Source organism: Labedella gwakjiensis (genome assembly GCF_003014675.1).
Lineage (GTDB): Bacteria > Actinomycetota > Actinomycetes > Actinomycetales > Microbacteriaceae > Labedella > Labedella gwakjiensis.
In genome coordinates this window covers 1,668,994-1,688,474 of sequence record NZ_PYAU01000001.1, presented here as the reverse complement: position 1 = coordinate 1,688,474, position 19,481 = coordinate 1,668,994, and the positions used below count along the sequence as shown (strand labels likewise).

Annotated in this window: 14 protein-coding genes; 5 read left to right on the top strand and 9 right to left on the bottom strand. The window is 69.7% G+C overall.

All coding sequences use genetic code 11. The features are described 5' to 3' along the window. Nucleotides 1-25: 25 nt before the first annotated feature. The 6 genes from CLV49_RS07990 to CLV49_RS07965 form a co-directional block, all read right to left on the bottom strand. On the bottom strand, nt 26-2,980 hold the full coding sequence (locus CLV49_RS07990; RefSeq protein ID WP_106563065.1) for a glycoside hydrolase family 2 TIM barrel-domain containing protein: 2,955 nt from the start codon (nt 2,978-2,980) through the stop codon (nt 26-28). Further along, nucleotides 2,977-3,723, bottom strand: a complete 747-nt coding sequence (locus CLV49_RS07985; RefSeq protein WP_243696643.1) for a glucosamine-6-phosphate deaminase — start codon at nt 3,721-3,723, stop codon at nt 2,977-2,979. Before CLV49_RS07985 ends, CLV49_RS07990 begins: the two co-directional genes overlap by 4 nt. Before the next feature lie 8 nt (nt 3,724-3,731). Beyond that, the gene (locus tag CLV49_RS07980) at nt 3,732-4,622 is read right to left on the bottom strand and encodes a carbohydrate ABC transporter permease (RefSeq protein WP_106563064.1); all 891 of its coding nucleotides are present in this window, start codon (nt 4,620-4,622) and stop codon (nt 3,732-3,734) included. Beyond that, the gene (locus tag CLV49_RS07975) at nt 4,619-5,500 is read right to left on the bottom strand and encodes a carbohydrate ABC transporter permease (RefSeq protein ID WP_106563063.1); all 882 of its coding nucleotides are present in this window, start codon (nt 5,498-5,500) and stop codon (nt 4,619-4,621) included. Before CLV49_RS07975 ends, CLV49_RS07980 begins: the two co-directional genes overlap by 4 nt. A gap of 77 nt (nt 5,501-5,577) precedes the next feature. Continuing rightward, a complete protein-coding gene (locus CLV49_RS07970) occupies nt 5,578-6,846 on the bottom strand; it encodes an ABC transporter substrate-binding protein (RefSeq protein WP_106563062.1) in 1,269 nt (422 codons plus the stop codon). Nucleotides 6,847-6,891: 45 nt separating this feature from the next. After that, entirely contained in the window at nt 6,892-7,923 is a 1,032-nt protein-coding gene (locus CLV49_RS07965) for a carbohydrate kinase family protein (RefSeq protein ID WP_106563061.1), read from the bottom strand. A 128-nt stretch (nt 7,924-8,051) separates the two neighbouring features. Between CLV49_RS07965 and CLV49_RS07960 the strand changes: the two genes are divergently transcribed. Genes CLV49_RS07960 through CLV49_RS07950 form a run of 3 tightly spaced genes read left to right on the top strand, consistent with a single transcriptional unit; the run spans nt 8,052 to nt 13,268 of the window. After that, entirely contained in the window at nt 8,052-8,798 is a 747-nt protein-coding gene (locus CLV49_RS07960; RefSeq protein ID WP_106564965.1) for a DeoR/GlpR family DNA-binding transcription regulator, read from the top strand. Beyond that, nucleotides 8,795-10,135, top strand: coding sequence for a 6-phospho-beta-glucosidase (locus tag CLV49_RS07955; protein ID WP_106563060.1), 1,341 nt, complete (start codon nt 8,795-8,797; stop codon nt 10,133-10,135). The genes CLV49_RS07960 and CLV49_RS07955 overlap by 4 nt, the downstream gene beginning before the upstream one ends. A 49-nt stretch (nt 10,136-10,184) precedes the next feature. Then, nucleotides 10,185-13,268, top strand: a complete 3,084-nt coding sequence (locus tag CLV49_RS07950; protein WP_106563059.1) for an alpha-mannosidase — start codon at nt 10,185-10,187, stop codon at nt 13,266-13,268. A 42-nt stretch (nt 13,269-13,310) separates the two neighbouring features. Here CLV49_RS07950 and CLV49_RS07945 read toward each other — a convergent pair whose 3' ends face one another. Then, complete coding sequence (locus CLV49_RS07945) at nt 13,311-15,818, bottom strand: ATP-dependent DNA ligase (protein WP_106563058.1); 2,508 nt, start codon at nt 15,816-15,818, stop codon at nt 13,311-13,313. 77 nt (nt 15,819-15,895) lie between these two features. On the opposite strand from CLV49_RS07945, the gene ku reads away from it, so the two are divergent. After that, nucleotides 15,896-16,708 (top strand): non-homologous end joining protein Ku, encoded by an 813-nt coding sequence (gene ku, locus CLV49_RS07940; protein WP_106564964.1) that lies wholly within the window; start codon nt 15,896-15,898, stop codon nt 16,706-16,708. A gap of 14 nt (nt 16,709-16,722) precedes the next feature. Here ku and CLV49_RS07935 read toward each other — a convergent pair whose 3' ends face one another. Next, nucleotides 16,723-17,181 carry a hypothetical protein gene (locus CLV49_RS07935; RefSeq protein WP_106563057.1) on the bottom strand — a complete coding sequence of 153 codons (459 nt, stop codon included), beginning with the start codon at nt 17,179-17,181 and terminating at the stop codon, nt 16,723-16,725. 138 nt (nt 17,182-17,319) lie between these two features. Here CLV49_RS07935 and CLV49_RS07930 point away from each other — a divergent pair, with 138 nt between their 5' ends. After that, nucleotides 17,320-18,390 (top strand): glycerate kinase, encoded by a 1,071-nt coding sequence (locus CLV49_RS07930; RefSeq protein WP_106563056.1) that lies wholly within the window; start codon nt 17,320-17,322, stop codon nt 18,388-18,390. A gap of 10 nt (nt 18,391-18,400) precedes the next feature. Here the strand turns inward: CLV49_RS07930 and CLV49_RS07925 are convergent, their stop codons facing one another. Beyond that, nucleotides 18,401-19,354, bottom strand: a complete 954-nt coding sequence (locus tag CLV49_RS07925) for a DMT family transporter (protein WP_243696644.1) — start codon at nt 19,352-19,354, stop codon at nt 18,401-18,403. Nucleotides 19,355-19,481 lie beyond the last annotated feature (127 nt).

Sequence of the window (19,481 nt, the reverse complement as noted above, 5' to 3'; positions counted from 1 at the left end):
CGGCGTCGTCTGATCCCGCCGGTCCTCAGCGGAGGACGACGCTCCAGCCGACGGATCGCGGCCAGAGCGCGTGTCGCGGCAGCACGTCCGGACCGCATGCGCGCGAGCCGAGGCCGTGCTGCGCCGCGTCCAGGTACAACCACAGGGCGGAGGATGGGGGGAGTTCGTGGTGGTGACCGGCGCTGCTCAACTCCTGCGCGGTGTGGAGCGAGAGTTGGAAGCCCGGCTGCGGGAGTCCGGTCCGCGCGTCGTCGGAGGCGAGGTGGAGCGGACCGAGGTCGAGACGTCGCAGGCCGGGACGGTGTCCGGTCTCCTGCGGCCGACCGTACGTGACGGCCAGCCCGTCGACGGTCGAGACGAAGCGGCCGACCGTCGCGGCCGTGGCGCTGTCGGGATACGACTCCGCCGGTCCGGTGCCGAACCAGGTGGCGGGTGCGTCGGAGAGCTCGACGGGGAGCGCGAACCGGGCGCCGACGCGCGGCCACGTGCAGTCCCACTCGCCGACGGGACGAGCGTCGAAGCGCAGCCGCAACGCACCGTCCTCCACCGTCCACTCGAACGTGGACTCGATCCCGATGGACGCGTGGGCCGGGAGGGACCGGACGCGCTGGACGAGTCCCGACGCCGTGCGCTCGACGGAGAGGACACGGTGCTGGAGGCGATCGAGGCCGCGCTCGAGCCAGCGGGACGCCGCGGACGGGGCCTCCTCCTCGCCGCGACCGCTCGTGAGCGCCGGGTCTGCTGTCTCGTACGAGCCCGAGGACTTCCCCCTGTCGTTCTCGGTGGGTGCACGCCACAGCTCGGGAACGGGGCCCGAGATCGGGAGCGATTGCCAGGACGAGAGGTAGCCGCGGGCGTCGAAGACGGCGTCGCCGATGCGCCGATCGTCGCACCAGGACGCGTACAGCGGGGCCGGGCCGAGCTGCAGCTCCACGCCGAGTCGATGCTGGGCGCGGGCGACGACATGCCCGGCAGGGCCCCATGACGGCGCATGGCGCCAGGCGATCTCGACCGTGAGCCAGCGCTCCCCCTGCACGGTCTCGCCCACGGGTGGCGGGAGGGGAAGGGTCGACGACTCCCCGGGGGCCAGCGCGGGGAGCTCGATCACTCCGCTCTCCACCCCGACCCCGTCATCCTCCACCCGCCATCGCACCTCGAGGTGCTCGGTGCCGAGGGTGTGCTGACGGTTGCGGAGGTGGATGCCGTCGTCGTCCACGGATGTGGCGATCGGTGCCCACACCGTCGCGAGTTCGCCGAGCCCCGGGGAGGGGGTGCCGTCGGAGAGGACGAGTCCGTCCATCACGAACGGACCGTCGTGCACCGGCTCGCCGAAGTCGCCGCCGTAGGCGAAGAACTCGCGTCCGTCCGGTGTCCGGGAGCGGAGTCCGTGGTCTCGCCACTCCCAGACGAAACCGCCGTGCAGGCGAGGGTAGCGGTCGACGAGCTCCTCGTACTCCGCGAGCGCGCCCGGTCCGTTGCCCATGGCGTGGGCGTACTCGCAGAGGATGAACGGCTTCGCCCGCTGCCGGGCGCCGGCCGCCGGCCCCACCTCGTGCACGCCCATCGTCTGCTCGCCGCACACCGAGTGGATCTCCTCGAGCGCCGGATACATGCGCGAGTACACGTCGGTGTACGCGCCCTCCGTGTCTCCCTCGTAGTGGATCGGACGCGACGGATCGCGGCGGCGGGTCCACTCGGCCATCTCGGCGAGATTGCGACCCGTTCCGCTCTCGTTGCCGAGCGACCACATCACGACGGACGGATGGTTCTTGTCGCGTTCGACGGTGCGGCGCATGCGATCGATGCACGCGGCGCGCCACTGCGGGTCGTCTGTCGGGTTGTCTCGCCACTCGACGTCCCAGAAGCCGTGCGTCTCGAGGTCGCACTCCAGGATCACCCAGAACCCCATCTCGTCCGCGAGATCCAGGAACCGCGGGTGCGGGGGCTGGTGCGCCGTGCGGATCGCGGTGATGTTGTTCCGGCGCATGAGCTCGAGGTCGCGCCGGGCATCGACCTCGTCGAAGACCCGCCCCCTGTCGGGGTGCGTCTCGTGCCGGTTGACGCCGCGGAAGACGAGGGGCCGACCGTCGGCGAGGAGCCTGTCGCCCACGATCTCGATGCGCCGGAAGCCGACCCGGAGACTCACGGTCTCGCCGGGCGACGAGATGGTCAGGTCGTAGAGCCGCGGGATCTCCGCCGTCCAGGCGTCGACGCGGCCGACAGCGAGCGCCCGCACATCCGTGGGACCAGCCCACGTCTCGTCGACGCCGAGTTCCGGCAGACTGACCTGCAGAGGAAAGGCCGCCTGCACCTCGATATCGAGCAGGCCCTCGCCGGTCACGGGCTCTCTGTCTGCGTGAACGAAGACGTCGTCGATGCCGTGGGCGGGTCGGACGAGCAGGGTCACGTCGCGGAAGATCCCGGGGAGCCACCACTGGTCCTGGTCCTCGAGGTAGCTCGCGGCCGACCACTGGTTCACGCGCACCGCGATCACGTTCTCGCCGGAGACGAGCAGCTCGGTCACGTCGAACTCCGTCGCGAGGCGGCTCCCGGTGAACCATCCGACCTCGCGACCGTTGAGCCACACGGTCGCGAGGGACTCGACTCCGTCGAAGCGCAGCACGACCCGACCGCCCTCTCGAGCGGGGCCGTCCCAGTCGAACGTTCGGCGGTATTCGCCCGTGGGGTTCGCGTCGGGAACGAACGGGGGATCGATGGGGAACGGGTACTGGAGGTTCGTGTACGTGGGGTGGCCGTGCCCGTTCAGCACCCAGTGCGACGGAACGGGGATCCGGTCCCATCCCGACACGTCGGCGCTCGGATCGGCGAAGGCGGGGACGGCGTCGTCCTCCGGCGCCGTCTCGTGCAGCCGGAAGGCCCACTCGCCGTCGAGACGCACGACGGGGGCATCCGAGCGGAGAGCTGCTCGGGGCGGAAGTCGGCTCGGCGACCCGGGGGTCGGGTCGGAGACGCGGGTCACGCGGGTGTCCCGAGGGCCTCGTGGTCCGCGACGACGGTCACGTCGGGGTGCAGCTGGAGGAACGACGCCGGGACGTCGGCCGTCACAGGGCCCATGAGCGCAGCTCGCAACGCGTCGGCCTTCGCCTCCCCGCTCGCGAGCAGCACGATGCGGCGCGCCGAGAGAATGGTCGCGAGCCCCTGCGTGATGGCCCGGGCCGGGACGGCGTCGACGTCTCCCCCGAACGGACCGGCGTTGTCCCGGCGGGTCGACTCCGCGAGCTCCACGATCCGCGTCCGGGACGTCCGCTCGGACCCGGGCTCGTTGAATCCGATGTGCCCGTTCCGCCCGATGCCGACGATCTGGAGATCCACACCGCCGAGGGACGCGATCGTGCGCTCGAAGGCGAGTGCGTCGTCGTCGTTCGAGCCGGTGGGCACGTGCACGCGATCGGCGGGCACACCGAGCGGCTCGGCGATCGACGATCGCACGTACGCGGCGTACGAGCGGGGATCGTCGGCCGACAGCCCCAGGTACTCGTCGAGCGCCACGAGCGTGACGCCCGTGGTGTCGAGACCGTCGGCCCTGCGGGCGACGAGGTCCGCGTAGAGCGCGAGCGGAGAGGAGCCGGTCGCGACGCCGAGGACGGCTGCGGGCGACGACGACAGCGCGTCCGCGACGATCCCGGCCGCCGTCCGCCCGACCTCGGCGCGCGGCACGGGGACGAGCGACGTGTTCGGCGAGGCCACCCGCACGTCCGTCACGGCTCCCCTCACTTGACGGCGCCCTTCGCGATGTCGCCGATGAACTGCTTCGCCCCCAGGAGGAACACGACGAGAAGGGGGAGGACCGAGAGAAGCGCCCCGGCCATCACCATGCCGTAGTCCTGCCCGAAGGCGGTGTTCAGCTGGGCGGTCGCGACCTGGAGGGTGACATGGTCGGGGTTCGTGAGCACGATGAGCGGCCACATGTAGTCGTTCCACGCCGCGATGAAGGTGAAGATGCCGAGGAAGCCGAGGCCGGGTCGGATGAGCGGGATGCACACCGTGACGTACTGGCGGAAGAAGCCGGCTCCGTCGATGACCGAGGCGTCCATGAGCTCGTCGGGGATGGAGGAGAGCATGTACTGGCGCAGCCAGAAGATCCCGAAGGCGTTGGCCGCCGCCGGGATGATGAGCGCCTGCAGCTGACCCGTCCAGCCAAAGTTCGTCATGGTGATGAACTGCGGGATGACGGCGAGCTGCATCGGCAGCATGAAGGTCACGAGCGTGATCGTGAAGAGGGTGCGTCGGAACGGGAAGTCGAACTTCGCGAAGGCGAAGGCCGCGAGCGAGTCGAACAGCAGCACGAGGAAGGTCACGGAGCACGCGACGATGATCGTGTTGAGGAGCGAGCCGCCGAAGTCGATCCGCTCGAAGACCTTCGTGATGTTGGCGAAGAGCTCGGGACCCGGGAGGAATGTGGGGGGCGATTTGTAGATGTCGCTCGTCGAGTTGCTCGCCATGACGACGAGCCAGTAGAGCGGGAAGATGGAGATGAGGGCGCCGACGCCGAGCACGGCGTACAGGACGACGCGAGAGGTGCTCGCGGGCCGACGGCGACGCGACGGGTGGACTCCGCCGGTCGTGATGCGCTCGGTGGCTGTACGGGTGAGAGTGCTCATGACCGGGGTCCCTCTTCCTTCCGGCCCACGGTGGAGCGCCAGCTGATGATCGTGAAGATGACGACGATGAGGAACACGCCCCACGCGATCGCTGCCCCGTAGCCGAAGCGGTTGTAGCTGAAGGCCTGCTGGTAGAAGTACAGGACCATCGTCAGTCCGCCCTGTCCCGCACCGCCGCTGTTGGGGTTGGTCGTGCTCGAGCTGCCCGTGAGCACTTGAGCCTCCGTGAAGCTCTGCAGTCCCGTCACCGTGGAGACGACGAGCACGAAGATCACCGTGGGCCGCAGGAGGGGGAGCGTGATCGAGAAGAAGGAGCGGATGGGTCCAGCGCCGTCGAGCTTCGCGGCTTCGTACACCTCGCTCCCGATCGCCTGCATCCCGGCGAGGAAGATGATGGCGTTGTAGCCGGTCCACTGGTACGTGATGAGCAGCGAGATCGTGAGCTGGATGCCGAACGGCGTCGACAGCCACGGCACGTCGGCGATGCCGAGCGCGTTGAGGAACGCGTTCGCGATGCCGAAGTTCTCCCCGAAGATGGAGCCGAACAGCACGGCCATCGCCACGACGGACGTGATGTTGGGGATGAAGTACGCGATGCGGAAGACCGTGCTGAATCGCACGGCGTTGTTGAGCATCGCCGCCACCGCCACCGCGATGATGAGCATCGGGAAGGTCGAGAGCACGAAGATGACGAAGGTGTTGCGGACGGCGAGGTAGAACGTGTCGTCGGAGAAGAGACGGACGAAGTTCTCCGTGCCCACCCACTCGGGCGCGCCGAGCCCGTTCCAGTCCTGGAACGACAGCACGAGCGAATACAGCGTCGGGTACACGCCGAAGACGAGGAACAGGATGAAGAAGGGCGCGATGGCCACGTACATCGGCCAGTGCCTCACGAACCCGCGACGGCGGGGGCGCGACGAGCGCGCCCCCGCTGCCGCTACACGGGTGACAGATGTCACTGACCGGTCTCCCACACCTGCTTGGCGGCGGCCACGGCGTCGGTCCACGCCTGCTCCGGGTCCTTGTCGAGCGATTCGATGTTCGTGAGCTCGGTGTAGAACGCGGCGGACACCTCGTTGTCGAGCGGGCTCGTGTACGTGGTGGGCATGTCCTCGGATGCAGCCTTGAAGACGTCCGTCGTCACCTGCCCGCCGAAGAAGTCGTCGCCCGTCTGGAGCGCCGGCTCGTCGAGGGCTGCGGTCGACGACGGGAAGTTGCCGATCTCGGTGTACGTCGTTGCCTGGTTCTCCGGGCTCAGGAGGAACTTGATGATGTCGATGGCCTCGTCGGCGTTCTGGGTCGACGAGGGGATCGTGAGGAACGAGCCGCCGACGTTCGCCGGACCACCCGGCATCGACGTGACGTTCCACTTCCCGGAGGTGTCGGGTGCGTTGCTCTTGATGTCGCCCTGGTACCAGGCCGCTCCGAGCAGCGTTGGCAGGGTTCCGTCGTTGACGGCGGAGGCCCAGTCGGGGCTTCCGTCCTGGATGCCCGCGACGATTCCGCGGTCCCAGGCGTCGATCGTGAGGTCCCAGGCGTCGCGCACGGTGTCGCTGTCGCCGAGGAATTCCCCGTCCTCGCCCACGAACTTCGTCTCCGCCTGACCCATGACCTTGCTGAAGATGTCGCCGAGGGACACTTCGAGATACGACCCCGTCTCGGCTTTCAGCGTCTCGCCGAAGGTGAAGTAGTCCTCCCACGTCGACGTCGCCGCGGCCACCTCGGCCGGGTCGGTCGGCAGGCCGGCCTCTTCGAGGATGTCGGTGCGGTAGAACAGCGCCGTCGGTCCGATGTCGGTCGGGAGGCCGATGAGCTTGCCGTCGGCGGTCGTGGCCTCGGCGAGCTTCCACTCGGGGAAGTCGTCGAGGAGGTCGTCGATGCCGAGCGTGTTGAGGTCGGTGAAGAGACTGTCCTCCTGCAGGAAGTAGGGCATGTCCTCGCCCTTGACGCCCGTGATGCTGGGGATGCCGCTCTTGCCGGTGAAGACCGTGACGAGCTTCTGCTTGAAGTCGTCTCCGACGGTCGTGAACTCGATGTCGTCGTCCGGGAACTCGTCGGAGGCTGCGGCCGTGACGGTCTCGCTCAGTCCGCCTGGCCAGGTCCAGACGGTGACCTTGCCGGAGGCGTCTCCGCCCGCGGAGCCGGAGCACCCCGAGAGGGCGAGTGCGGCGACCGCGGTGACGGCGACCGCCGTCCAGCGGGATCGGTGGGTGGGGGTTCTCATGGGAGGGTGGTTCCTCTTTCGGTCGTCGGGTGGGATGTGGCGGGTCTAGGAGCGGTCGTCGTCGGATGGACGGGGGGTCGGCGCCGTGACGACGAAGGGGTTGTGCCCCTCCGCCCGCAGAGCGTCTCTGAGGAAGTCGAAACGGCCGGGCTCGGTGGCTCCAGGGTGCGCGTCGAGCCAGGGGACGAGTTCGCCGAGAGCGGGAGCCGCGGCTCCGCCGCCCGGTCGCGAGACGGTGATCGCGGCCACCAGGGAGGCGAAGTCCACCCGCTCGCACAGGTCCCACCCGGTGAGGCAGGCGGCGGCGAGCGCACCCCCGAAGACGTCGCCCGCTCCGGTCGCGTCGATCGCGACGACGCCGACGGAGGGGCGCACGGCCTCCTCCCCGGTGGTCGCGTCCACTGCGATGACGCCGCGCGAGCCGCGTGTGACGACGCTCAACGGCACGCGTTCGGCGAGGCGGCGGGCGGCGGTGATCGGGTCGTCGGTGCGCGTGTAGGCGAAGGCCTCTCGGTCGTTCGGGAGGAAGGCGAAGCTGCCCTCGAGGAGGTCGAGGAGGCCGCGATCCCAGTCGTCCTCCCACCCGACGTCCGCGAACACGCGCGTTCCCCGGGCAGCGCTCGAGGAGATCCAGTCGCCGAGGGAGGCGTCGAGGTGCACGCACGCCACGTCGGTCGTGGGCGAGTCGACGATGAGGTCGGCGAGCAGGGGCGCGGGGGTTCCGCCGGTGACGAGGGCGCGGTCGCCGTCGTAGCCGATCGACGCCGTCACCGGGAGCGTCCAGTCGTCGACCTCGCGCGTCGCGTCGATGATCCCCTCGGCCGCGAGCCGTGAACGGATGAGCGATCCGAGGTCGTCCGCCGGGCCGCCGACTGCTCCGGCGATCGCGGTGGGCACGCCGAGCCGAGCGGCGGCGACGGCGAAGTTCGCGATTCCTCCGGGGGTCCATCCGAAGGACGTCGTCCACCGCTCCTCGCCCAGCCGAGGCGCGTGGGGCAGGTCCGCGAACACGAAGTCCACGAACAACTGCCCCGCGGCCAGGAGCCGAGGAGTACCGAGCGGGAGTGCTGACGTCATCGTCCATCCGATTCTGCGTCGATGAGCGGGTGGTTTCAGCAGTTATAGCACCATTCACGCAGAATCGGTCAACATTGTGATCGAAAAGATTTGCACTGTGAGCGATTTTGAGCGATATAGTGACCGAGATGAAAGACCTTCGAGAGCGAGCAATCCTCCACCACCTCCGAGAGGCACGGGCCGCGTCCGTCGCCGAACTGGCCGAGTCCACGGGCTCGAGCATCGCGACGATCCGTCGTGATCTGCAGCGACTCGACGAGGCCGGTGTGCTGCACCGTACCCACGGGGGTGCGGTCATCGGCGAGGGCGACGCTCCCTTCGCCACGGTGGAGCCGGTGAACCGCGATGCGAAGGAACGGATCGCCCAGGCGGCGTCTGCGCTCGTCCACGACGGCCAGTCCGTGATCCTCGACATCGGCACCACGACGCTCCAGCTCGCGCGGCTCCTGCGTGGCCGACCGATCACGATCGTCACGCCGAACCTCGCCATCTATGAGGCGCTCCGCGACGACCGCGACGTACGCCTCATCCTGCTGCCGGGCGAGTACGACCCCGTCTACCGGAGCGTGTCTGGGCACCTCGCCACCGAGACCCTCCGCCTGATCCGGGCGGACATCGCCTTCCTCGGTGTGAGCGGGATCTCGAACGACGGCGACCTGCGGGACACGACGATCGCGCAGGTGCCGATCAAGCAGGCGATGGCGGCGGCGTGCGACAGTGCAACTGTGCTCGCCGACCACAGCAAGTTCCCGGGAAGCGGGGCCGGCCGCATCGCGATGCCGTCCACCGTCACCCGCGTCATCACGGACGAGAGGCCCCCGTCGGACGCGGGACTCTCGCTCACCGCCCACGACGTCGAGGTGGTCGTCGCGTGAAGCTCACGATGATCGGCGGCGGCGGATTCCGCACGCCCCTCGTCTTCGCCGCCCTCCTGCGGGACACCCAACCCGGGCGCATCGACCACGTCGCCCTCGTGGACACCGACGAGTCCCGGCTTCGCACGATGTCGAGGATCCTCGCCGACCAGGCGGCCGGCGTGCCCGACGCCCCACGAGTGACCGTGCACACCGATACACGAGAGGGCCTCACGGGCGCCGACTTCGTGTTCTCCGCCATCCGGGTGGGCGGGATGGATGGGCGCGCGGCCGACGAGCGCATCGGTCAGTCGCACGGCGTCATCGGCCAGGAGACCGTCGGCTACGGCGGCATCTCCTACGCCCTCCGCACGCTGCCCGTCGTGATGCGCCTCGCGGAACTCGTCCGCGACGTCGCGCCCGACGCGTGGGTGATCAACTTCACGAACCCCGCCGGCATCGTCACGGAGGCGATGTCGCGTGTGCTCGGCGACCGCGTCATCGGCATCTGCGACTCCCCGATCGGCCTCGCCCGGCGGGCACTCGGGGCTCTCGGCATCCGGTCGATGGAGACCACGGAGATCGAGTACGCGGGCCTCAACCACCTCGGCTGGGTCACCGCTCTGCGGGTCGACGGAGTCGACCGTCTCCCCGACCTCCTCGCCGCGCCCGATCGCCTGGGCTCCTTCGAAGAAGGCAAGCTCTTCGGTCCGGAATGGATCCAGACGATCGGCGCCCTCCCCAACGAGTACCTGCACTACTACGCGTTCCAGCGCGACGTGCTCCAGGCCGACCAGTACGCGCCGCAGACGCGCGGCCGCTACCTCCTCGTGCAGCAGGATCGGTTCTGGTCCCGCGCGGCCGACGCTGAACACCCGTACGCCGTGTGGCAGGACTTCCGCCACGAGCGCGAGACCACGTACATGGCGACCAACCGCGATTCCGCCGGTATGGGGGACCGGGACGAGGACGACCTCGTCTCGGGCGGGTACGAGGACGTCGCCCTCGCCTTGATGCGCGGCATCGCCTACGACCAGCGCGCCCGCCTCATCCTCAACGTCCGCTCCGGCGGCGCGCTCGAGGGCGTCGACGCCGACGCGGTCGTCGAGGTCCCCTGCATCGTCGACGCGAGCGGAGCGCACCCCGTCCCCGGAGCACGCGTCCCCGCCCACGGCCGCGGGCTCGTCACCGCCGTGAAGTACGTGGAGACCCAGACGATCGAGGCCGCGATCTCCGGCTCCCGTTCCGCCGCGCTCCGAGCGCTCGCGCTCCACCCGCTCGTCGACTCCGTCCGCGTCGCGGGGGCCCTCCTCGACGACGCCCGCTCGACCTTCCCCGACCTCTCCTACCTGCGCTGATCCGGCCCCGCGCCGACCACCGATCCGCCGATCTCCCGAAGGAACCACCGTGCACCGGAACCAGAAGCTCGTCGAAGAGCGCATCAAGCGCGTGCTCGATGAGCGCATCACGCCAGCCGTCTACTCCGCCCGCGTCCCGGTGACGCTCGCCGCGTGGGCGGTCCCCGATGAGCCGGTCCCCGCTGCTGAGGCTCTCGCCGCCGCCTACGAACCGTTCGCTGTCGGTGACATGTGGGGCCGCGCCTGGTCCACGTGGTGGTTCGAACTCACGGCCGACATCCCGGCGGAGTGGGCAGGCCGCACCGTCGAGCTCGTCGTCGACCCGGGCTTCCAGGGCGACTGGCCGGGGAACCAGGCGGAGGGCCTCCTCTTCACTCCCGATGGTGTGCCCGTGAAGGGCATCCACCCGCGGAACACCTACGCACGCCTGGCCGAGTCCGCCGTGGGTGGAGAGCGGATCCACCTGTATCTCGAGGCCGCTGCCAACCCGGACATCCTCGTGAACGAGTTCATCCCCACCCCGTACGGCTCGAAGAAGACCGCGCCGGCCGAGCCCATCTACCGCTTCCGCACCGCTGATCTGGCCGTCTTCGAGCCCGAGGTGTGGGGGCTGCGCTTCGACGTCGAGGTGCTGTACCAGCTGCTCAAGGAACTCCCGGAGACGGAGCCGCGCCGCCACGAGGTGCTCCGCGCGCTCGAGCGAGCGCTCGACGTGCTGCTGCTCGACGACATCGTCGGGACGGCCGCCATCGCCCGCGCCGAGCTCGTCGACGTGCTCAGCCGCCCGGCGAACGCCTCGGCGCACGTGCTCTCCGGAATCGGTCACGCCCACATCGACAGCGCCTGGCTGTGGCCCATCCGCGAGACCAAGCGGAAGACGGGCCGCACGTTCTCCAACGTCCTCGCGCTCGCCGAGCAGTACCCCGACTTCAAGTTCGCCGCCTCCTCGGCCCAGCAGTACGCGTGGATCAAGGAGAACCACCCGACCGTATGGGACGGCATCCGACGCGCCATCGAGGCCGGCCAATGGATCGTCGTCGGCTCCCAGTGGATCGAGCCGGACGGCAATCTCCCCGGAGGCGAGGCCATGTCGCGCCAGATCACTCAGGGCCTGCGCTTCTTCCGCGACGAGCTCGGTGTCGACACGCACGGCATCTGGCTGCCCGACTCGTTCGGGTACACGGCGGCGTTCCCGCAGATCGCACGCCTCGCGGGGCTCGATTGGTTCCTCACGCAGAAGATCTCCTGGAACCAGACCAACGAGTTCCCCCACCACAGCTTCTGGTGGGAGGGCATCGACGGCACCCGCATCTTCACGCACTTCCCGCCGATCGACACCTACAACTCCACGCTCGAGGGCGAAGAGCTGCACCACGCCGTGCGGCAGTTCCGCGACAAGGGCCGTGCCACCACCTCGCTCGTCCCGTTCGGCTACGGCGACGGGGGCGGCGGACCGATCCGCGAGATGATGGAGCGGCAGCGCCGCGTCGAGTCCCTGGAGGGGTCGCCGATCGTGAAGATCGAGCACCCCGACGACTTCTTCGCGCGCGCCGAGGAGGAGTACCCGGACGCGCCCGTGTGGGTCGGCGAGCTCTACCTCGAGCTGCACCGCGGGACGTTCACGTCGCACGCCCGCGAGAAGCGCGGCAACCGTGAGGCGGAGCACCTCCTGCGCGAGGCCGAACTGTGGTGGACGGCCGCGGCCCTCCGCGGCGCCGAGTACCCGTACGAGGTGCTCGACCGGCTCTGGCAGTCGACCCTGCTCCAGCAGTTCCACGACATCCTGCCGGGGTCGTCGATCCGGTGGGTCCACGAGGAGAACGAGGCCGACTACGCCCGCAACATCGGGGAGCTCGACCGGCTCGTCGCCGACGGTATCTCCCGCGCCGGTGGCGCCGGCGCCGTCGTGAACTCAGCCGACCACGAGCGCCGCGAGCTCCTGCTCGACGCCGACGGCGCCCCCGCCGGTGTCGTTCGGGTTCCCGGCAGCGGCTTCGCCTCGCTCGACGTCGTGGAGCCGGCCTCCCCCGTGACCGCGCACCGGGACGGCGACACGATCGTCGTGGAGAACGGCCTCGTCCGGATCGTCGTCGACGGACGCGGACTCGTCGTCTCCATCGTCGACCTCGGCGGCGACCGCGAGCTCGTCCCGGCGGGACGCGCAGCCAACCTCCTGCAGCTGCACCAGGACGTGCCCAACGCCTGGGACGCCTGGGACATCGACGCCCATTATCGCAACACCGTACGCGACCTCGACGTGGCCGACGAGGTCGACCTCGTGGAGGCCGGACCGCTACGCGCCGTCGTCCGCGTCCGTCGCGCCTTCGGCACATCGCGGGTGGAGCAGACCATCGCGGTCCATGCCGACGACGTCCGGGTCCACCTCGGCGTCGAGCTCGAGTGGAACGAGCGCGAGAAGCTCCTCAAGGCCTCCCTGCCCTTCGTCGTGCACGCCCAGCACCACAGCGCCGAGATCCAGTACGGGCACGTGCGCCGCGCCATCCACACGAACACGTCGTGGGACGACGCACGCTTCGAGGTCATGGCGCATCGATGGGTCCACGTGGAGGAGCCCGGCTACGGCATCGGCGTCACGAACGCCGCGACCTACGGCCACGACATCACGCGTCGCGTCGGTGCCACGGGCGAGGTCGAGACGGAGGTCCGCCTGAGCCTCGTGCGTGCCGCGAACTCACCGGACCCCGAGCAGGATGCCGGCCATCACTCGTTCCGGTACGCCGTGCATCCGGGCGCCGACATCGCCGACGTGGTCGCGAGCGGTTACGAGCAGAACCTGGCTCTACGAGCCCCGACGACGGACGAAGCGGTGGCCGTGGAGGCGTGGAGCGTCGTCGCATCGGCGCATCCCGCCGTACGCGTCGAGGCCGTGAAGCTCGCCGACGACCGTTCCGGCGACGTCGTCGTGCGCGTCTACGAGTCCCTCGGCCGCCGCTCGTCGACGACGCTCACACTCGGCTTCGACGTCGCGGAGGCGACGGAGGTCGATCTGCTCGAGCGCCCGCTCGCCGAGGACGGTCCGCGGGCTCTCGCGTTCGCCCGCGCGGACGAGCGCACGGTCACTCTCCGCCTCCGCCCCTTCCAGGTGGTGACGCTCCGCTTTCGGCGCGCCTGACGGCATGCATCGCTACCGTCGACGTGCCGAGGTGGAGCGGGCTCAGAGGCCGTCGTCGCGTGTGACGTCGGCCGGCGTCCTGTCCGGACGGAGGCCCCGCCACACGGGGTGACGGAGGCGGCCGCCGCCGGTCCAGTCGGCGAAGGTCACCTCGCCCACGAGATCCGCGCGCACCCACTCGGCGTCGTCGGCGTCGGGACGGGGCACATCGACGACCGGTGTCTTCCGTGCCCGCGCGTCGAGCTGCGCGCGCAACCGTCGACGAGCCGAGTCCGTGAACCCGGTGCCCACTCGACCGGCGTAGACGAGCGCACCCGAATCATCCGGCACGGCGACGAGCAGTGAACCGAGCGACTCGGCGAGCGCGTTGTTCCCCGGTCGCCACCCCACGATCACGACCTCCTGCGTCTTCTCGTGGACGAGCTTGATCCAGTCCCGCGACCGCCGCCCCGCCCGATAGACGGAGTCCGTGCGCTTCGCCACGACTCCCTCCAGGCCGAGCCGCTTCGAGGTCGACACCGCGTGCTCCACGTCGCCGTCGAGCGCCGGCGGGATCTGCACGGTGGCCTTGCCGCTCGTCGTCCCATTCCGCACGACGGCGAGCTCATCGAGGATCGCGCGGCGTCGCGTGTAGGACTCCCGTGTGAGATCCTCGCCCTCGCGCTCCAGCACATCGAAGACCATGACCGTCGCCGGGATGCGGGCCATCGCGCGCGCGACGTCCGCGGGCTTCGTGATCCCCAGCCGGTTCTGCAGGGCCGAGAACACGGGTCGCCCCTTCTCGAGTGCGACGATCTCCGCATCGAGGACGACGTCCGACGGGAAGGCCTCGGCGAGCGCCTCCGCGATGTCGGGGAACGTCGCCGTGAGGTCGAGTCCGTTCCGGGATCCGAGAACGGCGCCGCCGTCCTCGATCCGCGCGATGCACCGGATCCCATCCCATTTCATCTCGAACGCCCAGTCCCCGTCGGTGGAATCGACGTCGGACACGGAGCCGCGCGTCGCGAGCATGGGGGAGGGGAGGCGCCGTGACGATCGGTCGGTCGCGCCCACACGCCGCCGCGCCGGCGAGGCCGGTCCTCCGGCCGCGGTCGCCGTCGGTGCCGCGTCGTCCCCCTCGTGCTCAGCGGCCGTGTAGGTGCCCTCGAGCTCCATGCGGTGGAACAGCCAGTTCTTCGGATCACCGCCGGCTTTGGTGCGGATGAGGGCGATCTTCGCGCGCCCGCCGAGGCCGCCGTCCGCGCGGCCGTCGAGGGTCACGATGATCTCGTCATCCCGCCACTTCTCCGTGACATAGGTACCCGCGTCCCAGATCGTCACGGTGCCGGCGCCGTATTCCCCCGTCGGAATGCGTCCTTCGAAGCTCGCGTAGTCGAGTGGATGATCCTCGGTCTGAACCGCGAGGCGGTTCTTCTCGCCGAGGTCCGGCACCCCCTTCGGCAGCGCCCACGACACGAGCACCCCGTCGCGCTCGAGGCGGAAGTCGTGATGGTGGCCGCGGGCGTGGTGGTCCTGAACGACGAACGTGTCGTCGTTCCCCTGCGCCGGACTCTCCTCGGGGACGGGCTCCGGCGTCTTCGCACCGTCGCGCTTCGAGCGGTAGACGGTGAGCCTGTCCGGGGTCCGGACCACGGCTCCCTCGTCTCCGAGGATCGCGGCGAGCGGGTCGTCGATGGTCTGCATCCGGTCGAGCACCTCGGAGTATTCGAGGTGTCGCAGCTCGGGATCGTCGAGCTCCTCCCATGTGCGCGGCACGGCGACCGTGGGGTGCGCGCGGCCGCGGAGGGAGTACGGCGCGATCGTGGTCTTCGCTCCGCTGTTCTGACTCCAGTCGACGAGGACCCGCCCCCCGCGCTTCGCCTTCTTCATGTCGCTCACGACGAGGTCGGGATGGTCCGCCTCGAGTACCCGGGCCAGCTCGTGTGCGACCTCCGACACGGCGTCGGAGGTCTGCGAGCCGTCGAGTGCCGCATAGAGGTGGAGGCCTTTGCTGCCGCTCGTCACGGGCACGGGCTCGAGGCCCATCCCCTGCAGGAACTCGCGCGCGCTGCGTGCGACCGTCACGCACTCGGCGAGTCCCGTGCCAGGTCCCGGATCGAGGTCGAGCACGAGCCGGTCGGGGTTCTGCCGAGCGCCGTGAGAGTCCACTCGCCACTGCGGCACGTGGATCTCGAGGCTCGCGATCTGCGCGAACCACGCGAGCGTGGCCTCGTCGTTCACGAGCGGATACACGTTGTGATGGTCGCTGTGCTCGATGTCGACCCGCGCCACCCAGTCGGGAGTGGAGCCGTCGAGGTTCTTCTGGAAGAAGACCTCGCCAGGGTCGTCGTCGGTGCCCACCCCATGCACCCAGCGCTTCCGCGTGGCGGGACGGTCGCGCACGAACGGCAGCAGGTGCGGGGCGATCGACGAGTAGTAGCCGATCACGTCGGCCTTCGTCGTGCCGGTCTCCGGGTAGAGCACCTTGTCGAGGTTCGTGAGCCGCAGCCGGCGTCCGCCGATCTCGACGAGCTGGGGTCCCCCCGACCTGCCCGAACCTCGTGACACCATGCCCCACCATAGGCTTCGGCGCCTTCCGAGCGTCAACCCCCTCGGTATTGCAGGCCCCACCGGTGTTTACTGTGTTCATGAGGTCCATCTGGAAGGGCTCGATCACGTTCGGTCTCGTGAACGTGCCCGTGAAGCTGTACTCGGCCACCGAGGACCACGACGTCTCCCTCCACCAGGTGCACGATGCCGACGGCGGCCGCATCCGGTACGAGCGTCACTGCGAGATCTGCGGCAAGAAGGTGGCCTACGAGCACATCGACAAGGCCTACGACGACGGCGAGAACACGGTGGTGCTGTCGAAGGAGGACATCGGGAGCCTGCCGGAGGAGCGCAGCAAGGAGATCGACGTCGTCGAGTTCGTGCCGACGGACCAGATCGATCCGATCATGCTCGACCGCAGCTACTACCTCGAGCCCGACTCGAAGTCGACGAAGTCGTACGTTCTGCTGCGTCGCACCCTCGAGGCCACGGAACGCACGGCCATCGTGCAGTTCGCACTGCGCAGCAAGACGCGGCTCGCCGCGCTCCGTGTGCGCGACGACGTGCTCGTGCTGCAGACGCTCCTCTGGGACGACGAGGTGCGCGAGGCCGCGTTCCCGTCGCTCGACGAGGATGTCAAGATCGCGAAGCGCGAGCTCGACATGGCCGGACAGCTGGTCGCCTCGTTCGAGTCGGACTTCGAGCCGTCGAAGTTCACCGACGAGTACCAGCAGCAGCTGCGCACCCTCATTCAGGCGAAGATCGAGCAGGGCGACACGATCGACACGGACGCGACCTTCGGCAAGACGGAGGACGACGAGGGCGACGGTGAGGTGATCGACCTCATGGAGGCGCTCAAGCGCAGCGTGGAGTCGACGCGGAAGAAAACCGGGAGCAAGAAGGGCGCGTAATCCCGCCGGGCGAATCACTCCCCGGGGACGTCCTCCGGGACCGCCTCGTGGTGACGGAGGCCGTGCGTCCGCCGATCCTCCTTCATCTCCGCCTCGAAGAGGTGCCGCTTCCCGTCGGCGAGGGTCTCGCGCGCCTCGCGCTCGAGGTCCTTGAACGTGGCGTAGTAGCCGTCGTCGTAGTCCTCGACGATCTGGAAGGTCCACCGGCCCTCGATCGCGTTGCGTCCGACGAGGTCGCGCTGGATCCTGTCGGCCAGATCCGCGTGTCCGGCATCGCGGAGCGCGTCCACCGCCTCGCCGAGGTTGAGGTCGGCCTGACCCGTCATCCGATGGAACCCGTACAGCAGACCCCGCGCGTGCTCGACGACCTCGAGCGCCTCGGAGAGCTTGCCGAGCGCCTCGACGGTCGCGTCGTCGAGTCCGGCGGGTCGGAGGTGGGCGGCATCGGGTCGGTCCTGCTCGGAAGAAGTCATGTCCTCATCCTGCGTGCGGCCGTCCCGTCCGGGTAGGGGTCGACGCGAACACGTCGCTGTGGCACGTGCACATCACAACTCGATGTCGACGACCGCCACCCCGTATCGCGATGGGCATCGTCCCGACAAGATGGGGGAATGCGTGTCGTCTTCGCCCCCGATTCCTTCAAAGGCACGGCGAGCGCCGATCGCGTCGCGGCAGCCCTGGCCTCAGGCTGGCGAACCGTTCGCCCTGACGACGAGCTCGTCCTCGTTCCGATGGCCGACGGCGGCGAGGGCACGGTCGACGGCTTCGCGATGGCACGACCGGACGGCGTGCTCCATGATGTGGAGGTCGAGGGACCGGAGGGGCCCTCCCGTAGCGCGTGGCTCGAGCTGCCCGATGGCACGGCCGTCGTCGAGCTCGCGTCGGCGTGCGGGATCGAGCTGTGGGGCGACGAGTACACCTTCGATGCGGGGACCCACGGGCTGGGCGAGGTCATCACGGCCGCCCTCGACGGCGGTGCGCGCCGCCTGCTCGTCGGCATCGGGAGCAGCGCGTCGACCGACGGCGGTGCCGGCATGCTCGCCGCCCTGGGCGCACGCATCGTCGACGTGGACGGCGACGCGATCGGACCCGGCAATGCGGGGCTCGCCGAGGCCGCGACTCTCGACCTCTCGGATATGCGGCCCCTTCCCGAGGGTGGTGTCGTCGTGCTGTGCGACGTCACGAACCCCCTCCTCGGACCGGCGGGTGCCGCCGCGGTGTTCGGCCCGCAGAAGGGGGCGACCCCCGAAGACATCCCGTTCCTCGAGGAGAATCTCGCGCACCTCGCTTCGCTCGGCACCGTCGATCCGTTCACTCCCGGGGCCGGTGCTGCCGGCGGAACGGGCTGGGCTCTGCTCCAGTGGGGCGCCACGATCGAGGCGGGCGCGGGCGCCGTGGCCCGGGAGGTCGGACTCGAGGGCGTCGTCGCCACGGCCGACATCGTCGTGACGGGCGAAGGGCGCTTCGACGACCAGACCGCGGCGGGGAAGGTACCCGCGCACGTCGCCTCTCTCGCACCGGGGCGCGTCATGCTCGTGGCCGGGTCCATCGACGCGGACACGTCCTCGTTCCTCGCGGCCGTCGACCTCGTCGGACTGGTGGGGCAAGACCGCGCTCTCAGCGATACGGCCGAGGCTCTCGAACTCGCCGGATCCGAGCTCGCACGCGTCACTCCGCGCTGATCTCGTCCCGTCACCCGGCAGCGCGTGTCGGCGCGGGCACGGCTTGCACGCGCTCCCCCCTCACCTCACGGGCGAGCACCGCGGCGACTCCGGCTCCGCACAGCGCGAAGCCGGCGAGGGTCAGGCCGGTGAGCGGCTCGCCCAGAAGGACGAAACCGGCGAGCGCCGTCGCCGGTGCGATGAGGAAGAGGAGCGCGTTGAGCGCCGTGATTCCGATCCGTCCGAGCAGCCACCAGTAGAGCCCGTACGCCGCGAGGGTGGGCAGCACCGCTGCGAGCGACGCCGAGAGCCAGAACGACGCGGTCATCGGGGGAATGAGGGTGCCGGTCACCGCGGCGAGGACCAGGCACACCAGCGCGGTGACCGCGATGTGCACCGTGAGGACCACGATCACGGGGCTTCGGGTCGAGGAGCGCCGTTCGAGGAAGGTGCCCACGATGAGGCAGGCCATCGCGAGCACGGGGAAGGCGTAGGCGAGCGGGTGCGCGACCGCGCCACCGATCTGCGACCCGACCACGAGCGCGACCCCGATAGCTCCCGCGCCGAGCCCGGCCCACTGAGCCCCGTGCACCCGTAGCCCGAGCAGCGGACCGACGAGGGTCGCGACCACGAGCGGCTGCACCGCATCGATGAGGGCCGTCGTGCCGACGGCCACCCCCGACCCCACCGCAGCGTAGACGAAGACGCAGTATCCCGTCTGGGCGAAGAGACCGATGATCGCCTGCCGCTTCAGCGCGCCCCCGGTCACGTCACGATGCCAGCCGCGCCACAGGACGACGGCGACGAGGATCGCGGCGAGCGGCACGAACCGCCAGACCAGAAGGGTCGTCCACGACACGTCGGCCGGGAGGAGAGCCGGGATGACGAACCCGGAGCTCCAAGACAACACGAAGCCGATGGCCGCCCCGATCGTCATCAGGCGCGCCGTGACGACACTCGAATGTATACCGACCTGTTTACCCATGACGCCTACTATACAGATCTGTTTAGTCGGCTCCTCTCGACGTTGGGGCGGCAAGGAGGCCGACCGCGCCGTGCCTGAATGCTGGGGAGTGCGGGACGGGCCACAAGGGAGGACTCTTGACCTGGGA